This window comes from Bacillus sp. Bos-x628 (genome assembly GCF_040500475.1).
In the GTDB taxonomy this organism is placed as follows: Bacteria; Bacillota; Bacilli; order Bacillales; family Bacillaceae; genus Bacillus; species Bacillus maqinnsis.
In genome coordinates, this window is record NZ_CP159358.1 from 2,863,724 (window position 1) to 2,879,245 (window position 15,522).

At 38.7% G+C, this 15,522-nt stretch carries 21 protein-coding genes; 16 read left to right on the forward strand and 5 right to left on the reverse strand.

All coding sequences use genetic code 11. From position 1 onward, the window contains the following. Nucleotides 1–54: 54 nt before the first annotated feature. On the forward strand, nucleotides 55–588 hold the full coding sequence (locus ABVJ71_RS14680) for an HD domain-containing protein (protein WP_353854675.1): 534 nt from the start codon (nucleotides 55–57) through the stop codon (nucleotides 586–588). Here the strand turns inward: ABVJ71_RS14680 and ABVJ71_RS14685 are convergent. Further along, entirely contained in the window at nucleotides 585–2,051 is a 1,467-nt protein-coding gene (locus ABVJ71_RS14685; protein WP_353854676.1) for an alpha/beta hydrolase, read from the reverse strand. The two genes, ABVJ71_RS14680 and ABVJ71_RS14685, sit on opposite strands and share 4 nt — an antisense overlap. 179 nt (nucleotides 2,052–2,230) lie before the next feature. Between ABVJ71_RS14685 and ABVJ71_RS14690 the strand changes: the two genes are divergently transcribed. The 9 genes from ABVJ71_RS14690 (at nucleotide 2,231) to ABVJ71_RS14730 (ending at nucleotide 8,609) form a co-directional block, all read left to right on the forward strand. Further along, nucleotides 2,231–2,467 carry a YuzF family protein gene (locus ABVJ71_RS14690; protein ID WP_353854677.1) on the forward strand — a complete coding sequence of 79 codons (237 nt, stop codon included), beginning with the start codon at nucleotides 2,231–2,233 and terminating at the stop codon, nucleotides 2,465–2,467. A gap of 182 nt (nucleotides 2,468–2,649) precedes the next feature. After that, a complete protein-coding gene (locus ABVJ71_RS14695) occupies nucleotides 2,650–3,753 on the forward strand; it encodes an AI-2E family transporter (RefSeq protein ID WP_353854678.1) in 1,104 nt (367 codons plus the stop codon). Nucleotides 3,754–3,820: 67 nt separating this feature from the next. After that, a complete protein-coding gene (locus ABVJ71_RS14700; RefSeq protein WP_353854679.1) occupies nucleotides 3,821–4,042 on the forward strand; it encodes a spore germination protein in 222 nt (73 codons plus the stop codon). Between the two features lie 99 nt (nucleotides 4,043–4,141). Continuing rightward, nucleotides 4,142–4,363, forward strand: coding sequence for a spore germination protein (locus ABVJ71_RS14705; RefSeq protein WP_353854680.1), 222 nt, complete (start codon nucleotides 4,142–4,144; stop codon nucleotides 4,361–4,363). Between the two features lie 95 nt (nucleotides 4,364–4,458). After that, nucleotides 4,459–4,707, forward strand: a complete 249-nt coding sequence (locus tag ABVJ71_RS14710) for a YueH family protein (RefSeq protein ID WP_353854681.1) — start codon at nucleotides 4,459–4,461, stop codon at nucleotides 4,705–4,707. A 28-nt stretch (nucleotides 4,708–4,735) separates the two neighbouring features. Beyond that, entirely contained in the window at nucleotides 4,736–5,143 is a 408-nt protein-coding gene (locus tag ABVJ71_RS14715) for a YueI family protein (protein WP_353854682.1), read from the forward strand. Nucleotides 5,144–5,203: 60 nt separating this feature from the next. Further along, nucleotides 5,204–5,755 (forward strand): isochorismatase family cysteine hydrolase, encoded by a 552-nt coding sequence (locus tag ABVJ71_RS14720; protein ID WP_353854683.1) that lies wholly within the window; start codon nucleotides 5,204–5,206, stop codon nucleotides 5,753–5,755. Between the two features lie 78 nt (nucleotides 5,756–5,833). Further along, on the forward strand, nucleotides 5,834–7,243 hold the full coding sequence (locus ABVJ71_RS14725; protein ID WP_353856704.1) for a nicotinate phosphoribosyltransferase: 1,410 nt from the start codon (nucleotides 5,834–5,836) through the stop codon (nucleotides 7,241–7,243). A gap of 139 nt (nucleotides 7,244–7,382) precedes the next feature. Then, entirely contained in the window at nucleotides 7,383–8,609 is a 1,227-nt protein-coding gene (locus ABVJ71_RS14730; protein WP_353856705.1) for an HDOD domain-containing protein, read from the forward strand. 27 nt (nucleotides 8,610–8,636) lie between these two features. On the opposite strand, the gene ABVJ71_RS14735 is transcribed toward ABVJ71_RS14730, so the two are convergent. Then, nucleotides 8,637–8,924, reverse strand: a complete 288-nt coding sequence (locus tag ABVJ71_RS14735) for an inner spore coat protein (protein WP_353854684.1) — start codon at nucleotides 8,922–8,924, stop codon at nucleotides 8,637–8,639. Nucleotides 8,925–9,495: 571 nt separating this feature from the next. Between ABVJ71_RS14735 and degQ the strand changes: the two genes are divergently transcribed. The 6 genes from degQ to ABVJ71_RS14765 all read left to right on the forward strand — a co-directional run bounded on the left by degQ (nucleotide 9,496) and on the right by ABVJ71_RS14765 (nucleotide 14,371). Then, nucleotides 9,496–9,636 carry a degradation enzyme regulation protein DegQ gene (degQ, locus tag ABVJ71_RS14740; protein WP_003213123.1) on the forward strand — a complete coding sequence of 47 codons (141 nt, stop codon included), beginning with the start codon at nucleotides 9,496–9,498 and terminating at the stop codon, nucleotides 9,634–9,636. Between the two features lie 151 nt (nucleotides 9,637–9,787). Then, entirely contained in the window at nucleotides 9,788–10,693 is a 906-nt protein-coding gene (locus ABVJ71_RS14745) for a polyprenyl synthetase family protein (protein WP_353854685.1), read from the forward strand. A 5-nt stretch (nucleotides 10,694–10,698) separates the two neighbouring features. Next, the gene (gene comX, locus ABVJ71_RS14750; protein ID WP_353854686.1) at nucleotides 10,699–10,866 is read left to right on the forward strand and encodes a competence pheromone ComX; all 168 of its coding nucleotides are present in this window, start codon (nucleotides 10,699–10,701) and stop codon (nucleotides 10,864–10,866) included. A 57-nt stretch (nucleotides 10,867–10,923) separates the two neighbouring features. Continuing rightward, nucleotides 10,924–13,236 (forward strand): ATP-binding protein, encoded by a 2,313-nt coding sequence (locus ABVJ71_RS14755; protein WP_353854687.1) that lies wholly within the window; start codon nucleotides 10,924–10,926, stop codon nucleotides 13,234–13,236. Nucleotides 13,237–13,316: 80 nt separating this feature from the next. Beyond that, nucleotides 13,317–13,958, forward strand: coding sequence for a response regulator transcription factor (locus ABVJ71_RS14760; protein ID WP_353854688.1), 642 nt, complete (start codon nucleotides 13,317–13,319; stop codon nucleotides 13,956–13,958). A gap of 23 nt (nucleotides 13,959–13,981) precedes the next feature. After that, nucleotides 13,982–14,371 carry a hotdog fold thioesterase gene (locus tag ABVJ71_RS14765; protein ID WP_353854689.1) on the forward strand — a complete coding sequence of 130 codons (390 nt, stop codon included), beginning with the start codon at nucleotides 13,982–13,984 and terminating at the stop codon, nucleotides 14,369–14,371. Between the two features lie 29 nt (nucleotides 14,372–14,400). Here the strand turns inward: ABVJ71_RS14765 and mnhG are convergent, their stop codons facing one another. Genes mnhG through ABVJ71_RS14780 form a run of 3 tightly spaced genes read right to left on the reverse strand, consistent with a single transcriptional unit; the run spans nucleotide 14,401 to nucleotide 15,519 of the window. Then, nucleotides 14,401–14,775 (reverse strand): monovalent cation/H(+) antiporter subunit G, encoded by a 375-nt coding sequence (mnhG, locus tag ABVJ71_RS14770; RefSeq protein ID WP_353856706.1) that lies wholly within the window; start codon nucleotides 14,773–14,775, stop codon nucleotides 14,401–14,403. After that, complete coding sequence (locus ABVJ71_RS14775) at nucleotides 14,759–15,040, reverse strand: Na(+)/H(+) antiporter subunit F1 (RefSeq protein WP_353854690.1); 282 nt, start codon at nucleotides 15,038–15,040, stop codon at nucleotides 14,759–14,761. Before ABVJ71_RS14775 ends, mnhG begins: the two co-directional genes overlap by 17 nt. Next, a complete protein-coding gene (locus ABVJ71_RS14780) occupies nucleotides 15,040–15,519 on the reverse strand; it encodes a Na+/H+ antiporter subunit E (RefSeq protein WP_353854691.1) in 480 nt (159 codons plus the stop codon). The genes ABVJ71_RS14775 and ABVJ71_RS14780 overlap by 1 nt, the downstream gene beginning before the upstream one ends. Between the last annotated feature and the right edge of the window lie 3 nt (nucleotides 15,520–15,522).

Sequence of the window (15,522 nt, forward strand, 5' to 3'; positions counted from 1 at the left end):
GTTTCTTTTCGGAATATGTTAGGATGCTAAAAATATAGATAAGGAGGGGTTTCCATGAGAAAAGTAACACTAATGGATGTATACACCCATCCAGTAGCTCAAAAATATTTGAATCGTTCAGGTAAAGCCCATGCGATTGCGTGTGCTGATCATGCTTTTAAACTAGCTGTGCAAGCTGGTATTAACCCTGATCTAGCTGTCAAAGCAGCACTCTTGCATGACATTGGACACTATGAATGGTACACAGCAGGCGGAGAATGGGATTACGAGACATATAGACGTAATGATATACATGCAATTAAAGGAGCAGAGCGTGCACACAAACTGCTCATACGGCTCGGTGAGGAACCAAAAGCAGCCAAAGATATTGCACTTGCGATTCTCCTTCATACGGATTCTTATTTGCCGGAGGGCGACCTTCATATGGACACACTCCAGCAAATTGTGAAGAAAGCAGATGAAATGGATGAAGAGCCTGGCGGACATCATCACTACCGGCAAATAGATGAATCGCTTGCTTTGAAAAAAATTGCTGGCTTGGATCAAAAGGTGCAGCAGGCCCTTCAGCCCATGAAACGTTCTGTTTAGTATGGAATGTCTCCGTGAATGTTACCATGCTGATCCACATACAATGTGCGAATGACGGTACGGTTAAAGGTCGATGTTCCAGAAGCGGTCAGTCCGGTATAATTGACTGTGATTGAATATGCGCCTTCCTTTTTCAAATGGGCAGCTGATGAGGAATGTGTCTGGAATCCCTTCTGTGCATCCTTAAAGTAAACTGTCTCGACTGTTTTATTTAAGCGCTTGATCAGACCGCTTGAATGTGTCGATGCATCGTCTGACTTCGATGTCATCCCTTTAATTTCTTCATTTAATGGTGAATCATAGGATACAAGCAGCAAATAAGGAATCTTTTTCCCGGAATTTGATCGAATCGTCCATTTTCCAGAAACGGGTTTGTTGATTTGCACTTGATGTGAAAAAGCGCCTTCATATGGGAAAGATGCTTCTGTAGTCGTTAAATTCTTTATGACATCTCCATTTGGGGCGACTATTTCAAGCTGTGCATCCTTTCTTTCATTTAACCACTGAATTGATAAGCCATTCGTTCCTTCCTCTACATCGAATTCTTCCGTTTTATCTTTTTCACTTTCACCGCCTCTTACGTAAACATCTGTATTCGGCTCAGTAGATTCGTGATCATCTTCTTTTTCAATATTTGCTATATTTGCTACTAGTTGATTTTGAAACACTGGGAACATGTTTGAGCCGTTCTTAAGTGCAAAGTGATCCCATTTTCCAGTTAAGGTATTATTTGCATAGGGTAACCTTGTGCTACTGACCGTGACAGCACCGTCATTTTCTCCAAAGCTCTTTAAATACACGCCTCCTAAATATAAAACACCGCCAAATGCTCCCCAATCAGATCCAGAATAGGTGACATATTTCATTGGGGAAGATTCTAAACGGTCCGTTTCACTTCGAAAAGCGGCCATTGGACCGGTCTGCAGAGAAAAGAGAGCTTCGCTTTTTTGCCCAAGAATTTCCGCTAGCCAGCTTCCTCCTTTGCTATAGGCTAGATCTGCCAGCGGTGTTCCGTAGTGAGGAGACCCAAGTGTGAGGACCTTACTGACATATGGATGAGCACCGTAATAAACGAGTGCGGATTGTGTATCTACCCCGCCTTTACTATAGCCGATTACAATGAGTTTTCGTCCAAAGAAATCATAGATTTCTTTTAATTTTTCTGCTAATAGTTTTCCATTCTTTTTCATGTCCTGATCTGGATACAAATCTATGAACGCGCTTTCATATCCATTCTGAACAGCCTGTTTTGCCATATCGTTTTGATCAAACCATGTGGAGGAAGAGCTGTTAATGCCATGAACAAAAACAAGAGGGGGTTTAGACCGATCTTTTTGAATCGGTTCTTCTCCTCTAAACCACTTCCCTGGTGTACCAGGTTTTTCTCCAATTGTGCCTGCATGTGCATCACTTGCAGAGGATAGAAAGAGCAGGACTGCGATCATACAAATTAGTTTTTTCAAAATGAACCACCTCTTTAATCATTTGAGTTGTTGGCAGCACCAATCTATTATACTTCTAAAAAATGTAAAGAAATATAATTTGAAAAAATACGGTATTAACGTTGTAAGTTTGCTGAGTGACATTCACATGGATCTTTGCATACGCTGTGGGTAAATACACAAGTAAAGGGGCATGAAGGATGGCACAACAAGGAAGTCCACAGCTAGTTTCGTTAGTTGATCCATATGTTTATCAAACATTGCAGAAAGTGATCGGTATGAGATTAATTGTGCAAACAGTGAAAGATACGGTGCGTGGAAAATTGAAGGAAGTGATGCCGGACCATATTGTGATTGAGACGGGGACTAAATCAGTTTTTTATGTGCGGATCCAGCAAATCGTGTCGGTGATGCCTGATCATAGCGAAAGAGTGTAATGGGCAGACGCATATGTGTCTGCTTTTTTATGCTTACTGAATTTATATATGGAAAAAGTGAACGATATGCCAATTGTTCTTATTTTTTCAAAAAATATGGTTCTAAAACAAGAAGCAGTTGACAGAAGGTGGGTTGAATAGTAGGTTTTTATTAAGATCAATTCGTAACAGGAGGAGCATCCTTGTTAAATTCTAAAGTTCATTTTTGGACATTCCAAATACTACTTGTTTTACTCATTGTGTATGTATCAACAAAAGTATCATTTTTATTTCAGCCGATTATTTTATTTGCGTCAACCCTGTTTGTCCCAATCTTGCTGGCAGGAATCCTCTTTTTTATTTTTAATCCGATTGTTCGGTTCTTATCTAGGAAAATCCCTAGGACACTCGCCATCTTGATCATTTATCTTCTGTTCATTGGACTCGTCACAATTATTATCAACGCTGCCGGACCTGTGATTGTCACGCAGGTGACTGGACTTGTGAAAAGTTTTCCGGGCTATGTGACTGACGTGCAGAAATTTATCAATGATTTCTCACATTCTAAAACCTTTACTTGGATGATGAACCAAGATTATGTCTCTGTGTCAAAGTTTGAACAGACGATCGTTTCGACATTAAAAAGCTTGCCAGAAAACATTGTATCAAGTATGTCTGCTGTTTTTGGCGTCATTGCCAATATTGCACTTGCGGTCATTACGGTTCCGTTTATTTTATTTTATATGCTGAAAGACGGTCATAAGTTTCCGGACAAGCTCGTTCAATTTTTGCCGATGCCTTATCGCAAGGAAGGGCTGAAAATCTTCAAAGAATTAAATGACACACTTGCTGCTTATATACAAGGACAAATTGTTGTGTGTTTATTTGTCGGTGTCGCTTGTTTTATCGGATATTTATTAATTGGGGTGAAATATGCGCTGATTCTTGGCATCATCATTGCGGTTACAAATGTAATTCCATATCTCGGACCATATCTTGGAGCGACACCAGCTGTCTTAATCGCATTTCTTGACTCTCCTGGAAAAGCAATCGTGACCGTGATTGTCATTCTCGTTGTACAGCAAATTGATGGAAACGTGATTTCCCCGTTAATCATTGGAAAACGTCTGAATACGCATCCACTGACGATTATTCTTCTATTAATTGGTGCTGGAAGTTTTGGGGGAATCCTAGGCATGATATTTGCTGTTCCGGTTTATGCTTTGTTAAAGGCTATTACATTGAACATTGTCAGATTGATTCAGCTACGTCATCGCTCACGGGCAGAGCAACATTTAAATGTGTAGACAGATGCACAACTTTTCCTCCTTAGCATAAGATGGCTTACATAAGCAGATAGGGAGGAGAAGCAAGATGCCAGCAATTGTTGGACCGATTCATATCGAATCCTTAGGAGGGAACGCTGCGGCTACGTTTGGTGATGTCCTTGCCATCGCCCCTTTAGCTGTTGACCATTCTAGTGGTGGAGCGGGAGCCTTTAATTCGGGCGATGGTATGTCCCTTACAAGTGATCCGAATGCCACCATGTTTTGGGACTTTACACTGCTAAGTCAGCCCCAATCTTTTAATGCATAAAAAAGCAGTTGATTGTAAGTCATATCAGCTGTTTTTTTATTTTTGATACACCTATCTTCGCTCTAGACATATGATGAGGTAGAAAAGGGGGTGGGGAAGATGCCGGCAATTGTTGGGCCTATTCATATTGATCGTGTAGCGGGGAACGGATCGGCACAATTCGGTGATGTTTTTGCAATCTCTCCAAAAAGTGTGGATCGCTCTGCCGGTGGTTCAGGCACATATAATGCAGGAGACTTTGCACAATTTTTCAGCACTCCGAACGTCACATTTGTTTGGGATTCAAGCCTCATCAGCCAGCAAAAGAGCTTTCTTGCATAGACAGCTTTGAAAGGGATTCCTTTTTAAGAAGCTGTCTTTTTTTATGGTACAATGGATATGGAAGTGCGAAGAAAAAGAGGTGTAAAAAACGTCAAATGAAAATAAGAAAAGCACACGTAATCGGCGAACATCCGAAAACCTACAATGTATATTTACATGAAAATAAAAAAGAATATAAAACGCTTGTAGCAGTACCTGATATTGAATGGAGTATTTCCATTGCGTATGAGACTGAAAAGCATCAGCTTGAACGATCACTTGAACAATCCTTAATTGAAAGAGTCGAGACAGACGAAGCCCGTGAGCTGGCACAAAAAATTGTGCACTGGGTCACAGAAATGTAAATTTCATAAACCAGGAGTGAAAGCATCAATGAAAGAAGAATCCGTAGATGTTTATTTGCAGCATGGGATTTTTGGACATGCTGAAACAAAGCCCGATGAACGAAGAATGTTTCTCGGTTCATTAAGGGAACGAGCGCTTCTCGCTCTGACAAAGGGGCAGGTTTCAAGGAATCAGCCTTATCAAGAGGTAGAGGAATTATTGCGTTCCAATCGACAAGCCACTGTTCTTTTCAATGGTGAACTGTCTTATGCTACTTATTCTCAATATGTTAAAATGGCGAATGCCACTGGATGTTCCTTTAAAGTGATCAACCATCACGAAGCGCACTCTCCTTTTGGACTCGTCATTGACATGCCACATGCGATAAACAAAGAACAGATTTATATAGAAGATGAGCTGTTTCAGAAAGCTTTTTCTCGTGAATCTGTTGAATAGGTTTTACTTGTGAAATGAATAAGCTATAATTGTTCAAAAGAACTTATTGGAGAGATGCGAATGGGCAAAGCATTGATTTGTATTGATTATACAGTTGATTTTGTTGCTGACGACGGGAAACTGACATGCGGAAAGCCAGGACAAGCCATTGAGTCAAAGATTACAGATATCACATCTTCTTTTATTGATGAAGGACACTTTGTCGTATTTGCGGTCGATCATCATGAAAAACAGGATCCTTATCATCCAGAGTCTAAGTTGTTTCCGCCCCATAATATTCGCGGAACAGAAGGAATTGAGCTTTATGGCAAGCTAAGTTCACTATTTCACACGACTAAACATTTGAAACATGTCTACTATATGGAAAAAACAAGGTACTCTGCATTTGCCGGCACTGAATTAGATATCAAACTGCGCGAGCGCGGCATCACAGAGCTTCATTTAGCCGGAGTGTGTACCGATATTTGTGTACTTCATACAGCTATTGATGCGTACAATAAAGGCTTTAATCTTGTGATTCATCAGAATGCCGTGGCCAGTTTTAATGAAGCAGGGCACGAGTGGGCACTTTCTCACTTTAAGCATACGCTTGGCGCGAAAGTGATTGAGTAAGGGAAGGAGAATTGGAAGTTGGAGCATCGATTTGACGACGACAGTTTATCACTACATACAGATCTTTATCAAATTAATATGGCAGAAACGTATTGGAGAGATGGCATTCATGAGAAGAAATCAGTCTTTGAACTCTTCTTTAGAAAGCTTCCATTTGACAATGGTTTTGCTGTATTTGCTGGCTTAGAGAAAGCAATTGAGTATTTATCGGACTTCTCCTTTACAGAAAGTGATCTTGCTTATTTACAAGATGAACTTGGTTATAAAAGCGATTTCATTGAATATTTAAGCGGATTGTCCTTTACAGGTACACTTCATTCAATGCGAGAAGGAGAAATTGTTTTTGCCAATGAACCGATAATGCGTATTGAGGCGACACTTGTTGAAGCGCAGTTAATCGAAACGGCATTGCTCAATATCGTGAATTTCCAGACACTGATCGCTACAAAGGCGGCACGTATCAAGGGAATTATTGAAGATGAAACAGCATTAGAATTCGGTACAAGACGCGCACATGAAATGGATGCAGCGATGTGGGGAGCGAGAGCTGCACTGATCGGTGGCTTCCAAGCAACGAGTAATGTTCGTGCGGGAAAACGCTTCAATATTCCAGTGGCAGGTACACATGCACACGCGCTTGTACAAGCGTATCGAGACGAATATATAGCGTTTAAGAAGTATGCTGAAACTCATAAAGACTGTGTCTTTTTAGTGGATACATATGATACTGTGAGATCAGGCATCCCGAATGCGATTAAAGTAGCGAAAGAATTCGGAGACAAGATTAACTTCATCGGTATCAGACTGGACAGCGGCGATCTTGCATACTTATCTAAAAAAGCCCGGTCAATGCTTGATGAAGCAGGCTTCCATGAGGCGAAGATTATTGCATCAAGTGATCTTGATGAGCATACCATTATGAATTTAAAAGCACAAGGCGCTAAAATTGATGTATGGGGTGTTGGCACAAAACTGATCACGGCATTCGATCAACCGGCACTAGGTGCAGTCTATAAACTTGTCTCAATTGAAGAAAACGGCATAATGAATGATACAATAAAAATCTCGTCGAACCCGGAGAAAGTGACGACACCAGGACGTAAGCGTGTGTATCGCATAATCAATCAGTTGAATCACCACTCTGAGGGAGACTACATTGCCCTTGAAGAGGAAGATGTTCAAAGTGAAGATAAACTGAAAATGTTCCATCCTGTGCATACCTTTATCAGCAAATTTGTGACAAATTTTGTGGCAAAGGATCTTCACGTCCCAATCTTCGAACAAGGAAAACTTGTGTATGATAATCCGGATATTCAAACGATTCAGGCATATGTACAGGAAAGCCTTGGACTCTTCTGGGAGGAGTATAAACGAATCAGCAAACCAGAAGAATATCCAGTGGATCTCAGTCAGAAATGCTGGGATAATAAAATGCAATTTATCCATGATGTCAAAAATAAAATAAAAAAAGAGCTGTATGAAAGCTAAGTTTGTAAATGAAGAAGATCATCAAGTCTGATGGTCTCTTTTTATCGTTTTAGTCTGGTTAAAATGAACCATAGACGGAATCATTTGGTATACTAAAAACACATCTTGTTTTTCTTTGTATAAAGGAGGATTGGAGCAGTTGAGGGTGTTTGTTGCAAGACAGCCTATTTTTAACAGAAAAGAACAAGTCGTATCATATGAGCTGCTTTATAGAGATAGTGAAATCAATACATATAGCGCTGAAGATGGTGATCAAGCGACAACGGACCTCATTATTAACAGTTTTTTAAACATTGGCATTGAAACACTGACTGAAGGAAAACGATGCTACATTAATTTCACCGAAAGCTTGCTTTCATCTGATCTGCTTACCTACTTTGATCCACATCAGCTTGTAATTGAGATATTAGAAAATGTACCGATTACCTCGGCACTTATAAAGAGATGCAAGCAATTAAAAAAATGGGGATATACGATTGCACTCGATGATTTCTTTCTCAATGGCACTCATTTTTGTGACAAGTTGCTTAACGAGCTCCTCTATTGTATTGATATTTTAAAAATTGATTTTCTTAAAACAACATTAGAAGAACGAAGAGAAATCCTTAGTACATATAAAAAGTATCGACTTCGATTTCTCGCAGAAAAGGTTGAAACACGAAAAGAATATGAAGAAGCACTCGAAGCTGGTTTCCACCTGTTTCAAGGGTATTTCTTTAGTGAGCCTCATGTGATTTCGGGGCGGGCATTATCGACTAGCTTTCATGCGTATCATCAGCTTCTGAACGAGCTGAGCAAGGAGCAGCCCAATATACAGACAGTGACACATTTGATAGAAAGTGATCTTTCACTATCATATCAATTATTAAAAATGCTGAATTCAGGCGGCATGAGAAGGCTTTATCAAATTAAGAGTATCAGACAGGCGATTATTTTGCTTGGTTTTAATGAGATCCGGCGCTGGATCTTTATCCTTTCCTTTAAAGAGCTCAATGTACAAGCCAACTCAAGTCAAAAAGAAATAATCAAAATGTCATTCATTCGCGCTAAAACGTGTGAATTAATTGCCGATCGTACGGGAAGAGAGCATCCCGCATCTTATATGCTGACAGGCATGTTCTCACTGATTGATACGCTAGTGAGGGCAGACATTACGGAGCTTGTCAAAGAGCTTCCACTCTCTGATGAGGTTGGACAGGCTTTGCTAGGCTATGATAATGACTATTCCATTGTCCTGCAAGTTGCCAAGCTGATTGAACGAAATGAGTGGGATAATGACATTTTTGATGGAGATATTCCTAAGCAAGAAGCTTATGCCTGTTATATAGAAGCCATTGAATGGTGTCATAAAATGTTTGAATCATAAGAAAAGCCGTTCTGGAGCGGCTTTTCTTTATGTTCCCCACCGCAGTAGCAGAAAAAGTCTGCTTGAAGACAGGGATAAATATATACGAATGCCTTCGGGACTAAAGCGAATATCAATATTGCTTTTTACACCGATTTGTTTCAGCAATCGTATGACACTTGTCGTATCAGATTGTTCAGCAGCCTGCATGATCCGCTGTGCAAACGAAAGAGAGCTCGCAATCTGGCGTGTAATCAATGTTGCGTCCTCGACGAGCCGAGTGGATTCCTTTGCAGCTCTTTGAAAGGAGTGGGCATCAGCTAGAGGAAAGGTCATAGGTGCGCGCGGGTATGCGCTTATTGCGGGAACATGCAAAGCAGGATAAGGAACATAGTAAAGCAATTGGACACCTCTTCTCTCATTGAAGTGAAATTGGACGGATATCTGTTTTAAATGTATGTAGAAAATCAGAATAAAGAATCAAAAAGATTTTTCTATCTTTCTATGTTCAGCCTAAAAATAGGTATTTTTGCGGTCAATTTCGGTGGTTGTCACCAAAAAATTGCGGTGTCCACAGCAATACCTGTCGTCTGACCTATTTCATGGAAAACTTCTGAAATAAAAGGGATCGTACGTTCTATTACGAGAGAATCGTGACGAATGATGCCTTTTTGTGTCGTGATTTTGACAAAATTCCTTTAAAATTGAGGTAAAAGTATGATTGGAAAAGTCAGAAAATAATGAAAAAAGACCTATTGAATTTTGCGGTATCACGCATACTTTTTGTGCATAGTTTTCGGTGAAAAAATACTCAATAGCATATAAACTGTTAGTAACAGATCAAATACTTATGACCCAATCACCATACACAAATACATTGATCTTCCAAAAAAGGAGAGTGGAATCGATGGAAAAGTATGAAATCGAAGAACTTAAACAACTATTATGGAAACTTGAAAACGAAATCAGAGAAACAACGGCTTCTCTTCATAACATTAACAAAAGCATTGATCAATACGACAAATATGAATATGTGAAAATTTCTTAAAGACTTGATGACCATCAAGTCTTTTTTTTATCCAAATACATACAAAAAAAGGATATATTATTATATAATTGTTAAATAGTGATGTCAGTGGACATTTGCTTCTATCTTTTTAGTAAAATAAGAGGCGAGAGGGTGAGGAAACAGACCGAATATGCTAAACTATCTAGAGAACACAAAAATCAAGCAGAATATGTCTGATTTTATTCAACATGCAGTCAGGCATCATGATTTACAAAAGCTGCTTCTAGAATTTACTGATATAAAGAATGAATTTCCTTTTGCTCAATTGGCTTATCAACATTATGAGGCATTTGGCGGACAAGATAAGCAAGCGATTACAAAACTTGCAGCAGGAATTGAACTTCTCATTTTATCAGCCGATATATTAGATGATATTGAAGATCAGGACAATGATTCATATCCTTGGATGAACATTGATCAAGGGATTGCCATCAATGCTTCCGCCTATTTGTATACGAAGAGTATCCAATTCATCATATCAATATGTGAAAATAATTCTCAATTAAATGAGAGATTGTTCAACCTGATCATGATGTCAATGGAAGGACAGCATGAGGATTTACGTTATGAGAATAGAACGGAAGAAGAATGTCTAGAAGTTCTGCATAAAAAATCCGGATCATTAACAGCCTTGTCTAGTGTACTAGGTGTTTATTTAGCGACAGGAGAAATCAATTCAACTGTTGAATCTTATTCAAAGTATTTCGGTGTTGCTGCACAGATCAGTAACGATTTTTTTGCGCTCTTCTCTGAGAAAAACGGAGATTTTAAAAAAACACAGACATTGGCATTTAGTTATCTGAATAGACATTTTAACGCTGCTAGTCATGAACTTCTCGACTTTTTTTCAGATAAGACAAATGATTCTTGTAAACAATCATTTCAACTGAAACCGAAATTGCTTGAAGCAGGATTAACCCAGTACATGGTTTCAATGAGAGAAATTATGCTATTAAAAATGAGGCAAGAGATTGAACAACTTGATTTACCTAAAACAAAGAAAGAACAATTATACGCCTTTATGACAAAGGAGTGAAGAGATTGAATGTTCAAAATATTATTGCGTATTTAATGAAAAACCCAAATGTTATCAATGAATTAAAATTAGGAAATGCAAGTTTGATTCATGTCGACGTACAAACAACAACAGCCATTATACAAGGTGTTGAAAAAGGGCATATGAATGCAAAGTACATTTGGGAGTATTAAATATAAGGTGAAAACTGTTTTAGCATTTAATGATCTTCACTCAAGGATGTTTTGAACATGAAGCTTACTTATACGAAATTGTCTGCTTTGTTTGTTTTTCTGTCTTTTTTATTTGTGATCTATATTTCATATATCTATGTATTTGATATTTTTAATGGAGCGCGCGTAGCAAAGAATGAGAATGGTCAAGCGGAAGTTGTGAATGTTGAGTACCTCTCTTTGGCCTATACATCAGGCTTAAAAAAAGGAGATATTATTCTCAAGATAAACGGTGAATCTAATCTTACTAAAGATCACATGATCAACGGCAAGCTAAAAAATGTACAAAGAATCGATATTAAAAGAGGCAATCAAATCATTTCATTAAAAAATAAGACATTGATTGGTCGAGAAAGTTTATTTATCTATTTGATTCCTCTTGTTTTGTATTCAATCTGCTTATTTTGTATTTTCTTTATTATTAGGATTAACAAAGAAACACAACGGAAATCTGCATTTCTTCTAGTCTTATTCTTATTATCGATTTGTATTGGGTACCTTAGTGCAGGTACTTCAGGAATTGGGGATAAATTTAGTCGTTATGTGCTATTATTTTGCTTATCAGGCGTGCCCATCTTATATATTCACTTTATCTATCAATATTTCAAAGAATTTGATGTGCATATTACAAATCGAAAAGTGATACGGTGTTTATATATGATCCCCGTCTTTAACTTATTGATACATAGCGGGGTTCCAGTGACATCAGATTTGAGAAGATTTGTTCCGAGTGTAAGTCTCATGTTTTTTTTCGGAACAGTATTAACAGCACTTTATTTAATCTTCAGAGGTCTGAAAAAGTATAAAGAAACAGATCATGGTTCTATTTTGAAGTTTTTTGCCATAATTAATATTCTGTCGTTTTGCCCGTTTATTTTCTTTTTTGTCTTCCCTTATGTATTTTTTCATAAGTATGTGATAGATCCATTTATCTTGACTTCTGTTGTTTTGCTTATACCCTTTTCACTCGTTTATCAATTTATGACGAATAAACTTTATAATATGGACTTTCTGATCAGTAGATTGAGATACTACGGCTTTTTAGCGATTACACCTACCATTTTTGTTGTCGTGACTTTTTATATTTTACAGAAGCCTGAAGATCTCAAGTACACACTAAAGCTTGCATTGATCATTTATGCTCTCATGCTAGCCGTTTTCTACTTCAAAGAAATCCTAGATTTTCGCTTTCGTCTGAAGCGCTTTTCAGAAAAGCACAATTATCAGGATAGTGTGTTTAAGTTTACTCAGCTCATTCGAGAGGCTTCTGCGCTCAATCAGGTATTGCATCACTTAAAAAACACGATTTTAGAAGTGCTGATTGTCAGTAAGGCATTTGTGCTTGAGATCAAGGCAAATGGACAGATTGAAGAGATTGATGAGTCAACAGATGACAGTATGTTATGGAAAGATTACGTCGATCAATTTCAAGACACGTTAGATGAGGTAGGGAAAATCATTGAGCTTGACAAAGGTTTTATGATGAAAATTGGAGAACGGGGCGGTCACTCGTTTGTGATTTGCTGTTTATCAAATTTAAAGACACCGAAGCTGACACGTGATGAAATTTCTTGGCTGAAAACATTGGCATTTTACACAAGTGTCAGTTTAGAAAACGTTGTGAAGATCGAGGAACTGATGGAGCATCTTGAAGACTTGAAACAGCGTGAAGCAAACCCTGCTTGGCTAAAAAAGATCATGTTTGCGATGGAAGAAAAGCAGCGTTCAGATTTAGCCAGGGATCTTCATGATTCGGTTCTTCAGGATTTAATTTCTTTGAAAAGACAGTCAGAAATGTTTTTAACAAATTTTCAAAACGATCAATGCCCAATATCTATAGAAGACTCGCTGATCTCATGGAATGAACAAATGTCTAAGGTGATCCAAACGACAAGAGAAACGTGTCATGAACTTCGGCCGCAATTGCTTTATGATTTAGGTTTAGTGAAGGCGATATCGAAGCTGACTTCGCAAATTCAAGAGGAAGCACCGTTTCATATTAGGCTGAATACAACACGCTTTGATAATGAAATGGACATTGATATTGATTCACAACTGAATATTTATCGGATCGTTCAGGAGCTATTATCCAATGCGTTGAAGCATTCTAAAGCCAATCAAGTTTTAATTATGCTCATTTGTATTAAAGATCAGGTCGTCCTTCATTATGAGGATGACGGAGTTGGTTTTGATTCAAGTCAGCTTGATCAGCATACAATGAGCATGGGGCTCTCTGGAATAAGGGAGAGAGTGAAGGCGTTAAATGGGAAGCTTCACATTCAGACAGCTCCAGATAAAGGTCTCAAGGTGAAAATTGAAATGGAATTGTAACGATTTATTAAGGATTAAGACTTGGCATCTGCCAAGTCTTTTATATAAAATGGGAGTGAGTGATTAAAAGGGAGGAAGACATGAAGAAGATATTGGTCATTGATGATCATCCGGCTGTCATGGAAGGGACAAAAAGCATATTAGAATCAGATCAGCACCTATCAGTCGATTGTTTAAGTCCTGATGCAGAAGCCGCCTTTTTAAAAACGCATGATTTTTCCATCTATGATGTGATTTTGATGGATTTAAACCTCGGTGATATCAATGGAATGGACATTGCGAAACAAATTCTCGAAACAAATGAGCAAGTGAAAATTATCATTTATACAGGCTATGAAGTGGATGATTATTTTGAAGAGGCCATTCGAGCTGGATTGCACGGTGCAATTAGTAAAACAGAGACAAAAGACAAGATTATTGAATACATACATCGTACATTGCAAGGAGAAGTTGTCATTCAGCTATCCTATTTAAGAAAATTAATCTCACAGCAACAAGAAAAACCAGAACAGGCGCAGCAGACAGATCATGATCTGTTAACAGAGCGGGAATGTTTGATTCTTCGTGAAGTGGAAAAAGGCTACACCAACCAAGAAATTGCCGATGTGCTTCATTTGAGCAAACGCTCGATTGAATACAGTTTGACATCCATCTTTAATAAGCTGAATGTTGGATCACGAACAGAAGCTGTGTTAATTGCAAAATCTGAAAATGTGCTGTAAACGTGTGAAGGGAGAGGGCAATCATGGATGTGAGTGTGTCGAATACACTGCTTGAGGCGCTTGGCATTGAGATTGTTGAATGCAATCAATCACGTTGCATTGCGACAATGCCAGTCGATCACCGAACAAAACAGCCATTTGGATTACTGCACGGAGGCGCATCTGCTGCTCTGGCAGAAACGGTTGCGAGCATGGGAGCTGCTGCTCATTTAGATTTAACTCAAAAGGTCTGCTCTGGCATTGAAATCAATGCCAATCATTTAAAGTCTGTACGTGATGGAGTGGTGACAGCGACAGCTGTTCCTGTTCATGTAGGGCAGCGTACTATGGTATTTCAAATCGATATAAAAGATGATCGAGATCGGCACATTTGTACATCAAGATGCACACTTGCTGTCATTGATCGTATATAAAAAAGCTCCCGGTGCAGCGGAAGCTTTTTTTATAAATAAGAATCTTCTTTTCGCTTAATCACGAAGTTACGAAAACCGTCATAGTCATCTTGGACACTTCGTTTATCCAGTTTAACCCCTGTATTGTAAGCGGCTCTTCCGATTAAGTGAGCACCGACTGGGGCTGTCAGAAAGATAAAGGCAATCCCTAATAAGATTTTTGCAGAGATGATACCTGCAAGAAACCATTCGTGAAAAAACACACCAATTAAAATCAGCACAACGCCAAGTGTTGATGCTTTGGATGCCGCATGCATCCGTGTATAGACATCTGGTAATCGAAGCACACCAATGGCTGAGATCAGACAAAGTATTGCACCGAGCAGGATCAAGAAGATGACAATCGCTTTAGCGATGACGATCATTTTCAATCACTTCCCCTTTCTCAAGGAATTTAGAAAAAGCGACAGTGCCAATAAATGCGAGGATACCGAGCAGTAAAATAATTTCAAAGAACGTTGTTGTTCTGAGCAATACAGAAACAATGGCTGTCATCCCGATTAAATTGATTCCTATCGCATCAAGTGCACTCACGCGGTCAGGGATAGAAGGTCCTTTGATCACCCGTATGACAAAAAGCAAGGTAGACAACGCTAAGATGCCAAGTGAAATTTGCAAAAAAATCCCCATTATTTACCGCTCACCTCCTTGATGGCTTTCTCGAATGATACACGGATATCATGAATGGCCTTTTCAGCATCTTCAATATCCATCGCATGAATGTATAAAATGGATCGATCATCAGATATATCAATGACCAGTGTACCTGGTGTCAGTGTAATTAAATTGGCGAGCACAGTGATTTCCCAATCATTTTTCAAGTCCGTACGAAAGGCGAAAATGCCTGGCTTGATTTGAAGCTTCGGAGATAATATTGTTTTTAGTACACTTAAATTGGCAAGTAGTAGCTCTCGAATAAAAATCACAACGAGCTTGAAAATGGCATAAAGTGCATAGCCATAAAAACGTTGGGGGAAGAATCGCCGCAACATAAAAATGGCGACCATCCCTAGTATAAAGCCTGAAACAAATCCTGCGGCTGTGTAGGTATCATTCATTAACATCCATGTAAAGGCAAGGAGAGCATTGAGTAAAATTTGAAAGGCCATGTC